Here is a 14,852-nt window from a genome sequence, read left to right as displayed (position 1 = left end):
TAAAATCGAAATGACTAATCCATAGGTGGGATAATTATTTGGACTTCCTTAACGACATGGCGTTGTTTGTCGAAGTGGTAAAGGCGCGTAGTTTCACGCGTGCGGCAGAAACGTTGGGGATACCGAACTCGACCTTGTCACGGCGTATCAGTGAGCTAGAGAAAGGAATTGGCTTGCGGTTGTTGCACCGAACGACGCGCAAGATCGAGCCAACCGAAGCGGGCCAGCTGTATTTTGAACGCTGTAAGCGGATCGTCGATGAAGCTCGTCTGGCGCACGAGCAGCTAGGCGAAATCTTGGCCCGTCCCAGCGGACTACTGCGTGCCTCTTTGCCCGTAGACTTCGCCACCGTCTACCTGGCCCCGTTGATTGCGGAGTTTTCGCAGATCTATCCCGGTATCAATTTCGAATTCGATCTGAGCCCACGCCAGGTCGATCTGATCACTGATCCTGTGGACGTTGTGATTCGGATGGGGGAGCCTGCAAACTCAAATCTGATTGCTCGCAAACTCGCGAGTTTGGGGCGCGGGCTGTATGCCTCTCCGCGATATCTGGAGATATCCGGTGAACCTGGCCATCCATCGGAACTGGTTAATCATGAGTGCCTACGCTTGCGTGGTCAGGGTGCTGGTCATTGGACACTGTCTTGCGCTTCTGAAAGGGTGGATGTCGATGTCGGAGGGCGATTCGAACTTAACAGCGTAGGCATGCTGAGGCGTCTGGCATCTTTGGATCTTGGCGTGGCGTTATTGCCTGAGGGGATCGCAGCGCAGGACGTTTCGGATGGGAAACTTCGCAAAGTACTACCGCAATGGCAAGCATTGCCAGTGTCGGTTTACGCGCTGACTGAAACCCGCTTGCTTCCAGCGAAAACGCAAAGGTTTATTGAGTTTCTGCGGGACAAGCTTGAGTGCGCATAGTGTCCAAAGCGCATGACTGCTTTTGGCCGAGTACGGCCCTTAGTGAGAGGCTGTTTTCGACCCTGACCGATCGAATGTAGACAGGGGTACGCCAGTACAATCCTTCCACCATTGACCGTTCAGGTCACTGCGAGATGCACACCACCTTTCGCGCAGTCAGGTGGTGTTTTGCCGTTAACGAAGTTGCTCGGCGTGTCGCCGGAGGTGCTGGATCAGATTTTCTTGTCGGCCCCTGGCCAGCCGGCCTGGCGCAAGGCGTAGAGAAGCGTCTCGGCGTCCAGTCCCGGCACCGCATGGCCATTGCCTTCGGCGGTGTCGGAGGCCAGCAAGGCATTGATGATGGCTTCCTCCACGGCTTCGGTGGCGGCCAGGAACAGCTCGCTGATGTGGTCGTTGTTGACCATGCTCAGGTTGTTTGTGGTCGGCGCTTTCTTGCTCTCGTAGGCAGCCGGTGGCACGTGATCGTTACCGGTGGCGAAAGCGATGAAGATGTCACCGCTGTGGTCTTCATTGCCGCCGCCGGTGCGGGCCAGGCCGAGGCTGGCGCGCTGGGCAAGGCGCGTGCATTGGTGCGGCAGCAGCGGCGCATCGGTGGCCAGGCAGACCACGATCGAGCCCATGCCCGGATGGGGCAGCGAGGCCTTGAGGAACGGCGAATCGACCTGTTCCATGTAGCGCCCGACCGGATACCCGTCGACGCGCAGTTCATGGCGGATGCCATGGTTGGCCTGGACAATCGCCCCCACTGTCCAGCCGCCCTGGGCGCTGTTCAAGCGTCGCGACGCGGTGCCGATGCCGCCCTTGAATTCGTGGCAGATCATGCCGCTGCCGCCGCCGACATTGCCTTCGGCCACCGGGCCACCCGTCGCCGAGCGCACGGCTTGGGCTACGTGTTCAGGCTTCACGTGAAAGCCGTTGATGTCATTGAGCAAGCCGTCGAAGGTTTCCAGCACCACTGGCATGTTCCAGTAAAGTCGGCCGTCGTCGGGTTGCTCCTGGCGTTCCAGCGTCACCAGCGCATCGCGCACCACGCCCAGGCTGTGGGTGTTGGTGAAGGCGATCGGACTGGTCAACAGGCCGGCTTCGCGGATCCACTCGAGGCCGGTCGCGTCACCGTTGCCATTGAGTACATGCACGCCTGCGAAACACGGGTGCTGACTGGTGGATCCGGCGCGGGGTTCGATCATGGTGACGCCGGTCAGGATGTCGCGACCATTGGCGGTGCGGCCTCGCACATTGCTGTGGCCGACGCGGACGCCGGGGACATCAGTGATGGCGTTGAGGGGGCCGGGTTGGAGTTGGCCGAACTGAATGTTCAGGTCGCGGGCACGTGGTTTCATACTCAAGCTCTCAGGCGAGTTAGACAGCAAAGGCGCACATCGATCAGGACATACGCAGCGAAGGAAGTCGGCTCAATTGCCGTTCTTGATGTTGCTCCAGGATCGTGTGCGGACACGCTCGATCGCATGGGGCTGCGGTTGCAGGGTGAACAGCGTGGCTATTACTGCCGCTGTGGGGTAGATGTTTGGGTTATCTTGCACCTCAGTCGAGACCAGCGCCTTGGCGTCTATGTTGGCGTTGGCGGTGAGCGCCAGATTGGTAGCCTGCGCAATCGCGTCTGGACGCAGCATATAGTTGATGAAAGTCAGCCCCTGCTCGGGGTGGCTGCCGTCTTTCACCAGCACCAGGTTGTCGGACCATAGCGGTGCACCTTCGACGGGGATGCTGTATTCGATTTTCACGCCTTTTCCGGCTTCGGTGGCGGCTTGTTTCGCACCGAATACCGCGCCGGACCAGGTCAGGGCCACGCAGATATCGCCGTTGGCCAGGTCGCTGCCAATCTTCGAGGAATTGAAATAGGTGATGTACGGGCGCAGCTTCAGCATGAGCGCTTCGGCTTTTTTGTAGTCATCGGGGTTGCTGCTGTTGGGGGGCAGGCCAAGGTAATGCAGGGCGATCGGCATGATTTCTGCGGGTGCATCCAGTATCCCCACCCCACATTGACTGAGTTTGGCCAGGTTCTCCTCTTTGAACAGCAGGTCCCAGGAGTTCACTGGTGCCTGATCACCGAGGGCTGCACGGACCTTTTCAACGTTGTAGCCAATTCCATCGGTGCCCCATAGATAAGGTATGGCGTACTGGTTTTCAGGATCGTTTCCGCGAAGTTTCTCCAAAATAACCGGGTCGATGTGTTTCAGATTGGGCAGTTGGCTGCGATCCAGCTTCTGCAAGGCTCCGGCCTTGATCAGGGCGGGCAAAATGAAGTTACTGGCCACCACCACGTCATAACCGCTATGGCCGGTCATCAGCTTGGCTTCTAGAACTTCGCCGCTGTCGAAGGTGTCGTATACGGGCTCAATACCCGTATCACGCTTGAAATCCTGGAGAGTGGTCGGACCTATGTAATCGTACCAGTTGTACACGTGCACGGTGGGCGCATCAGCTGCTGCGACCGTTATCCAGGCCGACACACAGGTGCTGATTCCGAGCTTCAGAGACGAGCGGTAACGACTCACAATGGGGCACTCCTGGCCTGCTTCAGGACCATGGTATTCGGGAAGCGACAGGTTAGTGACGCCGTCCGAAGGTGCCTATTACCATCACGGGTTACACGAAAGAGGTAGTGAATTTTAAGTCTCGTCGCCAAGCCCTGCGGCAAGCGTTACAACGCGTTGGTGCTCGAGACGCTACGGGAGACTTTCTGCCCGTCATGACTGACTCTTCTGGCCGTTTTCTGCCCGTCGCAAGAGGCAGAAAACCACTGTGGATTCAACCCATGGCTGTCAGTGACGGCACGGGTCTGCAAGGCAAATCCACATCGCAATCACTTCTTCGCAGGTTTACCGCTGGCAGGGATGTGCAGATACGACATCACGCTTTCAGTCAGCTCGGTGGCCAGTTTGACCGCTTCCTTATTGCGCGCCATCACGCCGGCGACCAGGCCTTCGATCAGGGCCAGCACGGCGATGTTGGAGCTGGTCAGCACCGGGTGGTCGCAAGGGGCAAACAGCGTGTGCTCGGCAATGCCGGTGAGCGGCGAGGCCGGTGAATCGGTGATGGCCAGCACCGATGCGCCGCGTTCATTGGCGAAGCGTGCCAGTTGCAGGGTGTCGAGGGAGTAGCGGGGCAGGGAGATCGCCAGCAACACGTCCTGATCGGTGATCGCGGCCAGGCGGTACGCGGCGTTTTCGTTGCCACCCTCCATGCTGATGGCCGTGGCGTCGGCACAGAAGGGCATCAGGGTCGACGCGGCGAGGCCGGCGAAGTAAACACTGTTGCCGAACCCCAGGATGTAGATTTTGCGTGCCGTGCTCAGGCGAGTGACGAAGGCTTCAAAGGTGTCGGCGTGGTTGTTGGTCACCGCCGTGGCCAGGTTGCTGCTGGCGCTCTGCAGTTGCTCATGCAGGCCAAACGCGCCGCCCGGGCGATGGGCCAGTTCGTTGCGCAGTTTGTCCACCGGCGAGACCATCTGCTGCAAGGTTGCGACCAGCTCGGCCTTCATGCCGCTGTAGCCACCGAGGTCCAGCGCTTTGGCCAGGCGGTTGACGGCGGCGGGTGAGGTCAGTGTTTCGTGAGCCATCTCCTCGATGGTCAGCGTCGCGGCCTTGAGCGGGTGACGCAGGATGAAGTCCGCCACCTTGCGCAGTGACGGTGGCAGTTCGGAAACGATTTCCGTCAGTTTGCGCATGACCGGCGCGGCATAGACGGTGGTGTCTTTCGATGGGGTTGGCATATCCGGCTCAACGTTTCCTGAAGGTGAGAGAAGGGCTGTGCCTGATGCCCTGACAAGGTTGGCCGGAGTGTATCCCAAGCCTGCCTGGTCAGGGCAGCGCCGAGCAGTGGACGGGTGGCGGTCTTACTTCAGGCTCCCGGCCAGAAACTGCCGCAGGCGTTCGGACTGCGGGTTGACCAGCACCTCACGCGGGTCGCCGCGCTCTTCGACAACGCCCTTGTGCAGGAACACCAGTTGGTTGGACACCTCGCGGGCAAAGCCCATTTCGTGAGTCACCACCACCATGGTGCGGCCTTCCTGTGCCAGGTCCTGCATGACTTTGAGCACTTCGCCGACCAGTTCGGGGTCGAGGGCCGACGTCGGTTCATCGAACAGCATCACCTGCGGTTCCATCGCCAGTGCGCGGGCAATCGCCACGCGCTGCTGCTCGCCGCCGGACATGTGCGCCGGCCAGGCGTGCATGCGGTGCGCCACACCGACTTTGTCCAGGTAGTGCTCGGCCTTTTCCCGTGCCTCTTTCTTGCCTTGGCCCAGCACATGCACCGGGGCTTCCATGACGTTTTCCAGAGCGCTCATGTGCGACCAGAGGTTGAAGTGTTGAAACACCATCGACAGTTGCGAACGCATGCGCTGCAACTGCCTGGGTTCGGCCGCTTTCAGCCCGCCAAGTTTGTTGGTCACCAGCTTGAGCGGTTCGCCATTGAGCACGATATCCCCCGCATTGGGTTGCTCCAGCAGGTTGATGCAGCGCAGGAAGGTACTCTTGCCGGAGCCGCTGGAGCCGATGATGCTGATCACGTCACCGGCCTGCGCCTGCAGGGACACGCCCTTGAGCACCTGGTGGGCGCCGTAGCTTTTGTGCAGGTCCTGAACTTCAAGTTTGTACATGGTTTGAACTCTCTGGAATCAGTCGCTGAGCAAGCGACCCTGGCGAATGGGGGTGACGCCTGCCACTTTGGCCAGCCACAATCCAGGCTGGGCAAATCGCAGGCGTTCGCGGGCATAGAGAATGCCGTCGGTGCTGGCGCTTACCACGCTATGGCGGTCGGTCAGCGGGTCGATGACCTCGAACAGCGGATCGCCGACCTTGACCTGCGCGCCCAGCGGTTGCAGAAAGCTCACCACACCGGGATGGGGTGCGCAGGCGTACTGGGCGCCGGCGAATGGCATGGCCTGGCAACGGCTCGGCGGTGCCACTGGCCAGTCACCGCTGATCAGGCCCTGTTCGGCGAGATAGCCAAGAATGGCCTGGGCGCTGTCGACGCATTGCTCGCGCCCGGTGTCAGCCATGCCGCGCAATTCGATGGTGGTGGCCGCGCACGCCAGGGGAATATTGGCTTCGGGAAACCGCTCGGCCAGGCGCAGCCAGGCAATGGCGCAGGCTTCGTCGAAGGCGCTGCCGCCGGCGTCTTCGGCCAGCAACGTGACCTCCGCACCGAGGCGTGCGGCCAGGGACTGCAAGCGTGGCCAGTGTTGCGGCATCGCATACAGCAACATGATCGATTCGAAGTCACAGTGCAGGTCCAGCACCACATCGGCGTCACAGGCATGCTGCAGCAACAGGCGGCGCAGGCCGTCGAGTTCCGAGGCCGGTGCCGGCAGGGCTGCGAGGGCATCGCCCATGGCGCGGCGGATCAGGGCGATGTTGGCGTCGGCATCGTCTGTCAATTTCCCTTCCAGCAGCGGTGCGACGGCATCGACCAACGCCGGGAAGTCGCGATTGAAGTTCTTGCCGCTGGAGAACTCGAAGCGCCCCTGATGGGTGGCCTGGAACATCTGGGCGATACCGATCGGGTTGGCCATGGGCACCAACTCGATCACTCCGGTCAGGCGGCCTTGGGTTTCCAGTTCCAGCAGACGGCGCTTGAGTTCGACGGCGACGCGCATCCCCGGCAACTCGTCGGCATGCAATGACGCCTGGATGTAGGCCTTGCGTGCTCCACTGCCAAAGCGGAACAGCGACAGCGTGCGTTCGGTGCCCGAGGCACTCCACGGCAACAGGTATTGAATGTGCTCCATGTCAGCTCCTTAGTGCTTGCGCGGTGCCTGGTACGCCAGCCAGCGGCGCTCGGCCAGCTTGAACAGACGCACCAGAATGAAGGTCAGGGCGAGGTAGATGAGGCCAGCGGTGATAAACGCCTCGAACGGCAGGTAGAACCGTGAGCTGACAGTCCGCGCGGCCCCGGTGATGTCGACGAGGGTGACGATGGAGGCCAGGCTGGTGGTTTGCAGCATCATCAGCACTTCGTTGCTGTACTGCGGCAATGCCCGGCGCAAGGCCGACGGCATGAGAATGCGCCGGTACAGGGTCAGGCGGGACATGCCCATGGCCCTGGCGGCTTCGATCTCGCCATGGTGGGTGGACTTCAGGCTGCCGGCCAGCAGCTCTGCGCTGTAGGCACTGGTGTTGATCGCGAAGGCCAGACAGGCGCAAAAGGTGGCGCTGGAGAGGTACGGCCAGAGCACGCTTTGGCGCACCGCTTCGAACTGCGCCAGGCCGTAATAGATCAGGAACAATTGCACCAGCATCGGCGTGCCGCGAATCACGTAGGTATAGAGCCAGGCCGGGAAGTTGATCAGCGGCGATCGCGACACCCGCATCAGCGCCAGCGGAATCGCCAATACCAGGCCCAGGGCCAGGGAAATGAGCAGGACTTTGAGGGTCAACAAGGCGCCATTGAAGTACAGCGGCAGGTTTTCCCAGATCAGGTTGTAGTCGAGAATCATGGGTGGCTCCCCTCACAATTCGGCGGCTTTGATGCCGACCGAATAGTGTTTTTCCAGATAGCGCAGCACCAGCAAGGACAGGCTGGTGAGCATCAGGTACAGCGCCGCCACCGCGAGGAAGAACGTGAAGGGCTCGTGTGTGGCATCCGCTGCGTTCTTGGCTTTGAACATCATGTCCTGCAAGCCGATCACCGAGATCAGCGCGGTGGATTTGGTCAGTACCAACCAGTTGTTGGTGAACCCGGGAATGGCGAAACGAATCATCTGCGGTACCAGGATTCGCCAGAACACCTGCGCACCGCCCATGCCATAGGCCACGCCGGCCTCGGCCTGGCCTTTGGGGATCGCCATGAAGGCGCCGCGAAAGGTTTCCGAGAGGTAGGCGCCAAAAATGAAGCCCATGGTGCAGACGCCGGCGATGTAGGGGTTGATGTCGATATAGCGGGTGTAACCGAGCGCCAGGGCGAGGCGGTTCACCAGGTCCTGGCCGCCGTAGAAGATCAGCAGGATCAGCACCAGGTCTGGAATGCCGCGAATCAGGGTGGTGTAGCTTTCCCCGAGCAGGGCCAGCCATTTGAGCGGCGAGAGGCGAAAGGCCGCACCGATCAGGCCCAGGGCAATCGCCAGGGACATGGAGGTCAAGGCCAGGTTGATGGTCAGCCAGGCGCCATCGAGAATGCTCGATCCGTAGCCGTGGAGCATGATGAAGTTCCTCAAGCGAGCGCCGCGAAGCGCGCAGGACAAACCCCGGCAGACGCCTGCAGGGGGCAGCGCCGGGGTCAGGTTTCAGGTTTCAGATTTCAGGGCGCCGGCTTACTCGCCGTAGATATCGAACGCGAAGTACCTGGCCATCACTTGCTGGTACTTGCCATTGGCGCGAATGGCATCGATCGCGGCACTCAGGCGCGCAACGTTGGCACTGTCGCCTTTGCGCACGGCGATCCCGGCGCCCCGGCCAAAATATTTCGGGTCGTTGATGTCGGGCCCGGTCAATGCGAAACCCTGGCCCGCCGGTGTCTTGATGAAGCTCTCGTCGGTGTTGACGATGTCGGCGAGGGTGGCGTCCAGACGACCCGAGGCGAGGTCAAGGAAGGCTTCATTCTGCGAGGAGTAGCGCACCACGACGACGCCGGCTTTTTCCAGTTGCTCGGTGGCAAAACGATCGTAGGTCGAGGAGCGTTGCACGCCGAGTTTCTTGCCCTTGAGGTCGACCAGAGGGTCGTTGATCACATTGCCGGCCTTCATCGCGAACTTGCCCGGCGTGTGGTAGTACTTTTTGCTGAAATCCACGGACTTCATCCGGTCTTCGGTGATGGACATCGACGACAGCACGGCATCGATCTTGCGCACTTTGAGCGACGGGATCATGCCGTCGAACTCCTGAATGACCCACTCGCACTTGACCTTCATTTCTTCGCACAAGGCGTTGCCGATGTCGTAATCGAACCCGCTGACGTTGCCCTCCGGTGTCTTGAAGGAGAAGGGCGGGTAGGCGGCTTCGATACCGATACGCAGGCTGTCTTCGTCGGCATGTGCCAGAAAGCTGAAAGCGCATAGCGCCAGAGCACCTAGAAGTTCTGTCTTGTTCATATTGTTGACTCCCTGGAGGGCATTGGGGGAACGGGTGCCCGCCATCCGGGTTGGCGCGGTGGATCAGTCCTGTGATCGGCGAGGCTATAAATGACACAATAAAAATCCATATGCAAGACAGCTGAAAAAAAACATATCAGTCCCGAGCGTGACAATGTGCACCTGTGGCCGATCGGTCCCGGCACTGGTGAGTGTTTCTGCGGGTTATCACAACGAATTTGCCGGGGTGGCGAAAGAGCGCTTTTTGGCAGCTGTCGTTCGGTTCACAGGCTGATCGGCATGGAGGCCGTCGCTGCAAAGGCATAGGGCTGATGGCCAAGGTGGCGCTTGGCCACTGCATGCTTCATAAGCGCTGGAGCGGTGGTTTTTCCTGGTGTGTAAGGTCTGCGACCTGAGTTGCGCGCAATGCACCCTGCAGCGTACTCATCACCATCTCATGCAGCAGCTTGCGGCGTGCGCCAATGCCGGCCTGGGGCTTCCCGACCCAGGCCGGCAGTTGATTGAGCAGGGAAACGATGCCGTTCATGGTCGCGCGCAGGGTGGCGCCAGCCGGTTGACCGGTGAGTTGCTCTATGGCCTCCACCAGGTGCTCCTCGTAGCGTCCGCGCAGGGTCAGGATCGAGGCCTGCTGTTCGCCGCTCAAACAATGGAAGTCGTACTCAGCCAGGCGGAAATGCGCGGCCATGCGCTCGTGGAGCCGCAGGTGCGCCTCAAGCAGGCCGTGCAGTCGTGCAGTGGGGGCGGATTTGCGCCGGGTCACCAGGCGGGCGCCATCAAGCAACGCTTCGTAGAGCTCCTCGATCAGTTCAAACAGCAGTGCCTCTTTGTTATCGATGTGGTTGTAGAGGGAGCCGGCCGTGATCCCCAGGCAAGTGGCCAGGTCGCGCATGCTGACCCGGCTGAAACCGTGCCTGGCGAACAGCTCGACCGCCTTGTGCCGCGTTTCCAGGTAGCGCGTGTTGCGCTCTTCGTCGACAGGTACGGCAAAAAGGGATCTGGAAGTCTGCATGTTGCTCATCCACCTCATACGCGAAACTGCCCCAACAGCCGATTGAGCTGACCCGCCAGTTGGCCCAGTTCCTGGCTCGCCGCATTGGAACGGTCTGCTGCCTGGGCATTTTCGTGGGCCAGAGAGGCTGCTCGGGTCACATTCTGGTTGATGTCTTCGACCACGTGTGACTGCTCCAGGGTGGCGCTGGCGATCGAGGCGTTCAGTTCAGTGACATTGCGCAGCGAGCCGAGTACCTGGTGCAGGCTTTCAGCCGTTTGGTGGGCCTGTTCCACGGTTTGTCGAGCAGCCTGGCTGCTGGCATTGATGACATCCACCGCAGCTTGCGAGTTGCCGTGCAGGAGCTCGATCATGTCCTGGATTTGCGCAGTGGACTGCTGGGTGCGCTGTGCCAGCAGGCGCACTTCGTCGGCCACCACCGCGAAGCCGCGACCCTGTTCGCCAGCGCGCGCCGCCTCGATGGCGGCGTTCAGCGCGAGCAGGTTGGTCTGCTCGGCGATGGCGCGGATCACTTCCAGCACGCTGCCGATCTGGGTACTTTCCCGGGCCAGGCTCTGGATCACCTCGACGGCCTGGCCGATGGTATCGGACAACTGGTCGATCTGGAGCAGGCTGCTGTCGATGTTGTTCTGGCCCCGACGTGCCTGCTCTTCGGCCTGGCGAACTTCGTTGGCCGCGTGTTCGGCGTTCTTCGCCACTTCCTGCACGGCGTAGGAGACCTCATGGATGGCGGCAGCGACCAGCTCCATCTGCTGCGATTGCTGCTGGCTGTGGTTCTGGCTATCGGCAGCGATTTCACCGAGCGACTTCGAAGCCTGATCCAGGCTGTCAGCGGACTGCATGGACTGGCCGATCACGCCACGCAGCTTGTTGGTGAAAACGTTGAAATGGCCGCTCAAGTCTGTCAGTTCATCGCGCCAGCGGTTATCCAGATGACGGGTCAAATCGGCTTCGCCGCTGGCGATGTTCTCCATGGCATCGACCACCCGCGCCAGTGGCGAGGCGATGCTGCGGGCAATCAGCAGGATCAGCGCACTGAGCATCAGGGTGATCGTCAGCAATATGACGAAAGCCTGGAGCAACTGGCGGCGGAACTCGACCTGCACGTCGTCGATGTAGATGCCCGAGCCGACAATCCAGCCCCAGGGCTTGAACAGTTCGACGTAGGAAACCTTCTCCACCGGCGCGTCGGAACCCGGCTTGGGCCAGCGGTAGTGCACCAGCCCGGCGCCATCGCGTTTGGCGGTGGCGACCATTTCGTCGAACAGCGCCTTGCCGTCCGGATCGAGCGTGCCGGCCATGCGCTTGCCCTCGAGCTTGGCATTGGGGTGCATGACCATGCGCGTGTCGAGGTCTTCGAGCCAGAAGTAGTCCTGGCCGTCGTAGCGCAAGTCGCGCATGACCGCGATGGCTTGTTGCTGCGCCTGCTCACGACTGAGGCCCTGGCCTTCCAGGCTTTGGAAGTGGCGCAGGATGCCGCTGGCGGTCTCGACCACGTGGCGGGTTTTCAGCGCCTTGGCCGTGTAAAGGTCGTCATGGCTCTGCTTGAGCATCAGGCCGGCGAGAATCAGCAGCATCAGGATGGATGTCAGCAAAATCAGCCACAGACGTCGGCTAATGGAAATATTGCGCAAGCCGGGCATGGGCAACTCCGCGAGAGGGAAGGCAGGTGAAAGCCGGAGGCGGCAGTGGCGTCCGGCTCGAGGGGGTCAGAGTGCGTAGTGGCTCAGTTCGCGGGCGATCAACAGGCGCTGGACTTCGCTGGAGCCTTCGTAGATCTGGGTGATGCGCGCGTCTCGGTAGTAGCGCTCCACCGGGTAGTCTTCCAGGTAGCCGTAACCGCCATGGATCTGCAGGGCACTGGAGCACACGCGTTCGGCCATTTCCGAGGCGAACAGCTTGGCCTGGGAGGCTTCGGACAGGCACGGTTGCCCGGCGCTTTTCAGGCGCGCGGCATGCAGGACCATCAGGCGGCTGGCGTTGAGCCGGGTGTGCATGTCGGCGAGCAGATTGGACACGCTTTGGTGTTCGATGATCGGCTTGCCGAACTGGACGCGTTCGCGGGCATAGCCCAGGGCAGCCTCGAAGGCGGCGCGGGCGATGCCCAGGGCCTGAGCGGCGATGCCGATGCGGCCGCCTTCCAGGTTCGACAGGGCAATGGCCAGGCCTTTGCCGCGTTCACCCAGCAGGTTGGCTTCGGAAATGGTGCAGTTGTTCAAGGTCACCGCGCAGGTATCGGAGGCCTTGATGCCCATCTTGTGTTCGCGTCGGTCGACCACGAACCCGGGGTTGTCAGTGGGGACCAGGAAGGCCGACAGCCCTTTCTTGCCCAGTTGCGCATCAGTGACGGCGAAGACAATGGCCAGCCTGGCTCGCTCCCCGTTGCTGACGAACTGCTTGGCACCGTTGAGAATCCACTGACCGTCGCGCAGTTCGGCACGGGTACGCAGGTTGTGCGCTTCGGAGCCGGCCTGTGGTTCGGTCAGGCAGAAGCAGCCGATCGCTTGACCACTGACCAGCAGCGGCAGCCAGCTGTCCTGTTGCGCGGGGGTGCCGTATTTCAGCAGCGGGCCGCAGCCCACCGAATTGTGGATGCTCATCAGCGCGCCGAGGGCACCGTCACCGGCCGAGATTTCTTCAACGGCCAGGGCGTAGGCCACATAGTCGGTATAGCTGCCGCCCCAGGTGTCCGGTACGACCATGCCCAGCAGGCCCAACTCGCCCATCTGCGCCACCACGGCGTCATCGATCCAGCCGGCCTTCTCCCAGGCCTGGGCATGCGGCGCGACTTCGCTGCGGGCGAAGTCGCGCGCCATGTCGCGGATCATGCGTTGTTCTTCGGTCAATTCGATATCGTGCATTGCAAAGTCTCCTGCCGATCAGGCGGTGCGTACGGGCTTGCCGGAGGCGCGTTCAAAGTTGTTAAAGAAGGCTTGCACCCGGGCAGGTGCCAGTTCCGCCAGGGTTGGCGGGTTCCAGCGTGGGCACTTGTCCTTGTCGATGATCAGGGCGCGCACACCCTCCATCAGGTCGCCCTTGTCGAACCACTGGTAGTCCAGGTGCAACTCAAGGGCGAAGCACTCGGCCAGGCTCAGGTAACGACCACGGCGCAACAACTCGAGCGTCGTTGCCATCGCCATTGGCGAGCGGCTGTCGAGCACCTTCACTGTCTGCTCGGCCCAGTCTTGCAGCTCGGGGCGTTGTTCGCGCTGCAGCGCGGCGCGAATGGCCGGGACATCGGGCAGGGCGAAATACGCGTCGATCGCCTGGCGACAGGCCTTGAGCTCAGAACCGGCCAGTCGCTCGGTGGCCATGTCGGCGAGCAGGTCCTGCAAGTCTTCGACGGGCGCAGCGGTCCAGTTCAGGTGGTCGAGGCAGGCATCCAGCTCGGCCAGCCGTTCGCTGGGCAGGTAGTAGTCGGCAAGGTTCGCATAGAGGGCATCGGCGGCACGCACCTGGCAGCCGGTGATACCCAGATAGGTTCCCAGTTCACCTGGCAGGCGCGGCAGGAAATAGCTGCCACCGACATCGGGGAAAAAGCCGATGCCGACTTCCGGCATGCCCATCCGCGTGCGCTCGGTGATCACCCGTAACGAGGCGGCCTGGGCCAGGCCCATGCCGCCGCCGAGGACGAAACCATCGAGCAGTGCCAGCACGGGCTTGGTGTAGCCATGCAGGTACTCGTCCAGGGCGTACTCCTCCTCGAGGAACAGCTCATGCAGGTTGTCGCCGGCCTTGTAGCTGTCGTACAGCATGCGGATATCGCCACCGGCGCAGAAGGCCTTTTCACCGGCGCCGCGAAGGGTCACGGCGACGATCTCCGGGTCCTGCTCCCACGCCCACAGGTGCCGGCAGAGCAGACGCACCATGGGCAAGTCCAGGGTGTTCAACGCGCCTGGCCGATTCAGTGTCAGGTGGCCGACACGGTTGCGTACGCTGGCCAGCACCGGGGCTTGCTGCTCGCTCATGTTCAGGCTTCCCGGCGGAACAGGTTGATGATGGCGGAGAAGTCCAGGCCGCCGTTACCTTGCAGGCTGAAGGTCTGGTACAGCTGCTGGGCTACGGCACCGAGCGCGACCGGTTGGCGCGCGTGCCTGGCCGCTTCAGTGGCCAGGCCCAGGTCCTTGAGCATCAGGTCGCTGCCAAAGCCGCCGCTGTAGCCCCGTGAGGCTGGAGCGTTTTCCAGCACGCCCGGAAACGGGTTGTTGATTTCCGAGCTCCAGCAGCGACCGGTGGAGGTATTGATCACTCCGGCCAGGACCTTGGCGTCCATGCCCAGGGCTACACCCAGGGCCATGGCTTCGGCGACGCCGACCATGGAGATGCCGAGCAGCATGTTGTTGGCGATCTTGGCCACCTGGCCGTTGCCTGCTGCGCCGCAGTGCACGATGTTCTTGCCCATCGCCGAGAGGATCGGCAAGGCCTGGTCGAACACGCTGTCCGGGCCACCGACCATAAAGGTCAGGGTGCCTGCCGCCGCACCGCCGGTGCCGCCGGACACCGGCGCGTCGAGCATCGGGTTGCCTTGGGCAAGGGCGTATTTGGCCACCTCGCGGGTGCTCAGCGGGTCGATGGTCGAACTGTCGATCAACAGCACGCCCGGGCCGATATTGGCCAGCAGGCCATCCTTGCCGCGATAGACCTGCTTCACGTGCTCGGCGGTCGGCAGCATGGTGATGATCACCTCAACCCTGGCCTTGGCCACGGCCGCGGGTGAGTCGGCGGCGCTGGCGCCGGCTTCCACCAGGGCGGCGACCGCCCGGGGGAAGGGATCGAAGACGGTCAGGCTGTGGCCGGCCTTGAGCAGGTTGCGGGCCATTGGGCCGCCCATGTTGCCGAGGCCGAGAAATCCGATATGCATGTTGGCTACCTT

The 14,852-nt window shown here is 61.8% G+C and carries 14 protein-coding genes; 1 reads left to right on the top strand and 13 read right to left on the bottom strand.

Annotation, left to right across the window (positions count from 1 at the left end; all coding sequences use genetic code 11):
* The first annotated feature begins 38 nt into the window (after nucleotides 1-38).
* Complete coding sequence (locus tag BSF40_RS23230) at nucleotides 39-920, top strand: LysR family transcriptional regulator (RefSeq protein WP_095966929.1); 882 nt, start codon at nucleotides 39-41, stop codon at nucleotides 918-920.
* A 212-nt stretch (nucleotides 921-1,132) separates the two neighbouring features.
* On the opposite strand, the gene BSF40_RS23225 is transcribed toward BSF40_RS23230, so the two are convergent.
* The 13 genes from BSF40_RS23225 to mmsB form a co-directional block, all read right to left on the bottom strand.
* Complete coding sequence (locus BSF40_RS23225) at nucleotides 1,133-2,260, bottom strand: P1 family peptidase (RefSeq protein ID WP_095966928.1); 1,128 nt, start codon at nucleotides 2,258-2,260, stop codon at nucleotides 1,133-1,135.
* 72 nt (nucleotides 2,261-2,332) lie between these two features.
* Nucleotides 2,333-3,436: a polyamine ABC transporter substrate-binding protein gene (locus tag BSF40_RS23220; protein ID WP_095966927.1), complete on the bottom strand. Its 1,104-nt coding sequence runs from the start codon at nucleotides 3,434-3,436 to the stop codon at nucleotides 2,333-2,335.
* A gap of 308 nt (nucleotides 3,437-3,744) precedes the next feature.
* The gene (locus BSF40_RS23215; protein ID WP_095966926.1) at nucleotides 3,745-4,653 is read right to left on the bottom strand and encodes a MurR/RpiR family transcriptional regulator; all 909 of its coding nucleotides are present in this window, start codon (nucleotides 4,651-4,653) and stop codon (nucleotides 3,745-3,747) included.
* A gap of 123 nt (nucleotides 4,654-4,776) precedes the next feature.
* Nucleotides 4,777-5,541 carry an ABC transporter ATP-binding protein gene (locus BSF40_RS23210; RefSeq protein WP_095966925.1) on the bottom strand — a complete coding sequence of 255 codons (765 nt, stop codon included), beginning with the start codon at nucleotides 5,539-5,541 and terminating at the stop codon, nucleotides 4,777-4,779.
* A gap of 18 nt (nucleotides 5,542-5,559) precedes the next feature.
* Nucleotides 5,560-6,672 (bottom strand): succinylglutamate desuccinylase/aspartoacylase family protein, encoded by a 1,113-nt coding sequence (locus tag BSF40_RS23205; RefSeq protein WP_095966924.1) that lies wholly within the window; start codon nucleotides 6,670-6,672, stop codon nucleotides 5,560-5,562.
* Nucleotides 6,673-6,681: 9 nt separating this feature from the next.
* Nucleotides 6,682-7,380 (bottom strand): ABC transporter permease, encoded by a 699-nt coding sequence (locus BSF40_RS23200; RefSeq protein WP_095966923.1) that lies wholly within the window; start codon nucleotides 7,378-7,380, stop codon nucleotides 6,682-6,684.
* Nucleotides 7,381-7,392: 12 nt separating this feature from the next.
* The gene (locus BSF40_RS23195) at nucleotides 7,393-8,082 is read right to left on the bottom strand and encodes an ABC transporter permease (protein ID WP_007978261.1); all 690 of its coding nucleotides are present in this window, start codon (nucleotides 8,080-8,082) and stop codon (nucleotides 7,393-7,395) included.
* A 111-nt stretch (nucleotides 8,083-8,193) separates the two neighbouring features.
* The gene (locus tag BSF40_RS23190) at nucleotides 8,194-8,970 is read right to left on the bottom strand and encodes an ABC transporter substrate-binding protein (protein ID WP_095966922.1); all 777 of its coding nucleotides are present in this window, start codon (nucleotides 8,968-8,970) and stop codon (nucleotides 8,194-8,196) included.
* A gap of 343 nt (nucleotides 8,971-9,313) precedes the next feature.
* Nucleotides 9,314-9,997, bottom strand: coding sequence for a TetR/AcrR family transcriptional regulator (locus BSF40_RS23185; RefSeq protein WP_095966921.1), 684 nt, complete (start codon nucleotides 9,995-9,997; stop codon nucleotides 9,314-9,316).
* Entirely contained in the window at nucleotides 9,994-11,622 is a 1,629-nt protein-coding gene (locus BSF40_RS23180; protein WP_095966920.1) for a methyl-accepting chemotaxis protein, read from the bottom strand. The genes BSF40_RS23185 and BSF40_RS23180 overlap by 4 nt, the downstream gene beginning before the upstream one ends.
* 66 nt (nucleotides 11,623-11,688) lie before the next feature.
* Nucleotides 11,689-12,840 (bottom strand): acyl-CoA dehydrogenase family protein, encoded by a 1,152-nt coding sequence (locus tag BSF40_RS23175; RefSeq protein WP_095966919.1) that lies wholly within the window; start codon nucleotides 12,838-12,840, stop codon nucleotides 11,689-11,691.
* A gap of 18 nt (nucleotides 12,841-12,858) precedes the next feature.
* Nucleotides 12,859-13,947, bottom strand: a complete 1,089-nt coding sequence (locus BSF40_RS23170; RefSeq protein ID WP_095966918.1) for an enoyl-CoA hydratase/isomerase family protein — start codon at nucleotides 13,945-13,947, stop codon at nucleotides 12,859-12,861.
* Nucleotides 13,948-13,949: 2 nt separating this feature from the next.
* Nucleotides 13,950-14,840, bottom strand: a complete 891-nt coding sequence (mmsB, locus tag BSF40_RS23165; protein ID WP_095966917.1) for a 3-hydroxyisobutyrate dehydrogenase — start codon at nucleotides 14,838-14,840, stop codon at nucleotides 13,950-13,952.
* Nucleotides 14,841-14,852 lie beyond the last annotated feature (12 nt).

The organism is Pseudomonas sp. ACN5, assembly GCF_002303975.1.
GTDB lineage: Bacteria > Pseudomonadota > Gammaproteobacteria > Pseudomonadales > Pseudomonadaceae > Aquipseudomonas > Aquipseudomonas laurylsulfatiphila.
The sequence above is the reverse complement of the archived record's forward strand: the minus strand, read 5'-3'. Positions and strand labels throughout refer to the sequence as shown.

Bases quoted from the DNA above. Each gene is read 5' to 3' on its own strand.
- BSF40_RS23205 (WP_095966924.1), bottom strand. From the start codon at position 6,672: ATGGAGCACATTCAATACCTGTTGCCGTGGAGTGCCTCGGGCACCGAA.
- BSF40_RS23185 (WP_095966921.1), bottom strand. From the start codon at position 9,997: ATGAGGTGGATGAGCAACATGCAGACTTCCAGATCCCTTTTTGCCGTA.
- BSF40_RS23190 (WP_095966922.1), bottom strand. From the start codon at position 8,970: ATGAACAAGACAGAACTTCTAGGTGCTCTGGCGCTATGCGCTTTCAGC.
- BSF40_RS23180 (WP_095966920.1), bottom strand. From the start codon at position 11,622: ATGCCCGGCTTGCGCAATATTTCCATTAGCCGACGTCTGTGGCTGATT.
- BSF40_RS23175 (WP_095966919.1), bottom strand. From the start codon at position 12,840: ATGCACGATATCGAATTGACCGAAGAACAACGCATGATCCGCGACATG.
- BSF40_RS23195 (WP_007978261.1), bottom strand. From the start codon at position 8,082: ATGCTCCACGGCTACGGATCGAGCATTCTCGATGGCGCCTGGCTGACC.
- mmsB (WP_095966917.1), bottom strand. From the start codon at position 14,840: ATGCATATCGGATTTCTCGGCCTCGGCAACATGGGCGGCCCAATGGCC.
- BSF40_RS23170 (WP_095966918.1), bottom strand. From the start codon at position 13,947: ATGAGCGAGCAGCAAGCCCCGGTGCTGGCCAGCGTACGCAACCGTGTC.
- BSF40_RS23200 (WP_095966923.1), bottom strand. From the start codon at position 7,380: ATGATTCTCGACTACAACCTGATCTGGGAAAACCTGCCGCTGTACTTC.
- BSF40_RS23210 (WP_095966925.1), bottom strand. From the start codon at position 5,541: ATGTACAAACTTGAAGTTCAGGACCTGCACAAAAGCTACGGCGCCCAC.
- BSF40_RS23225 (WP_095966928.1), bottom strand. From the start codon at position 2,260: ATGAAACCACGTGCCCGCGACCTGAACATTCAGTTCGGCCAACTCCAA.
- BSF40_RS23215 (WP_095966926.1), bottom strand. From the start codon at position 4,653: ATGCCAACCCCATCGAAAGACACCACCGTCTATGCCGCGCCGGTCATG.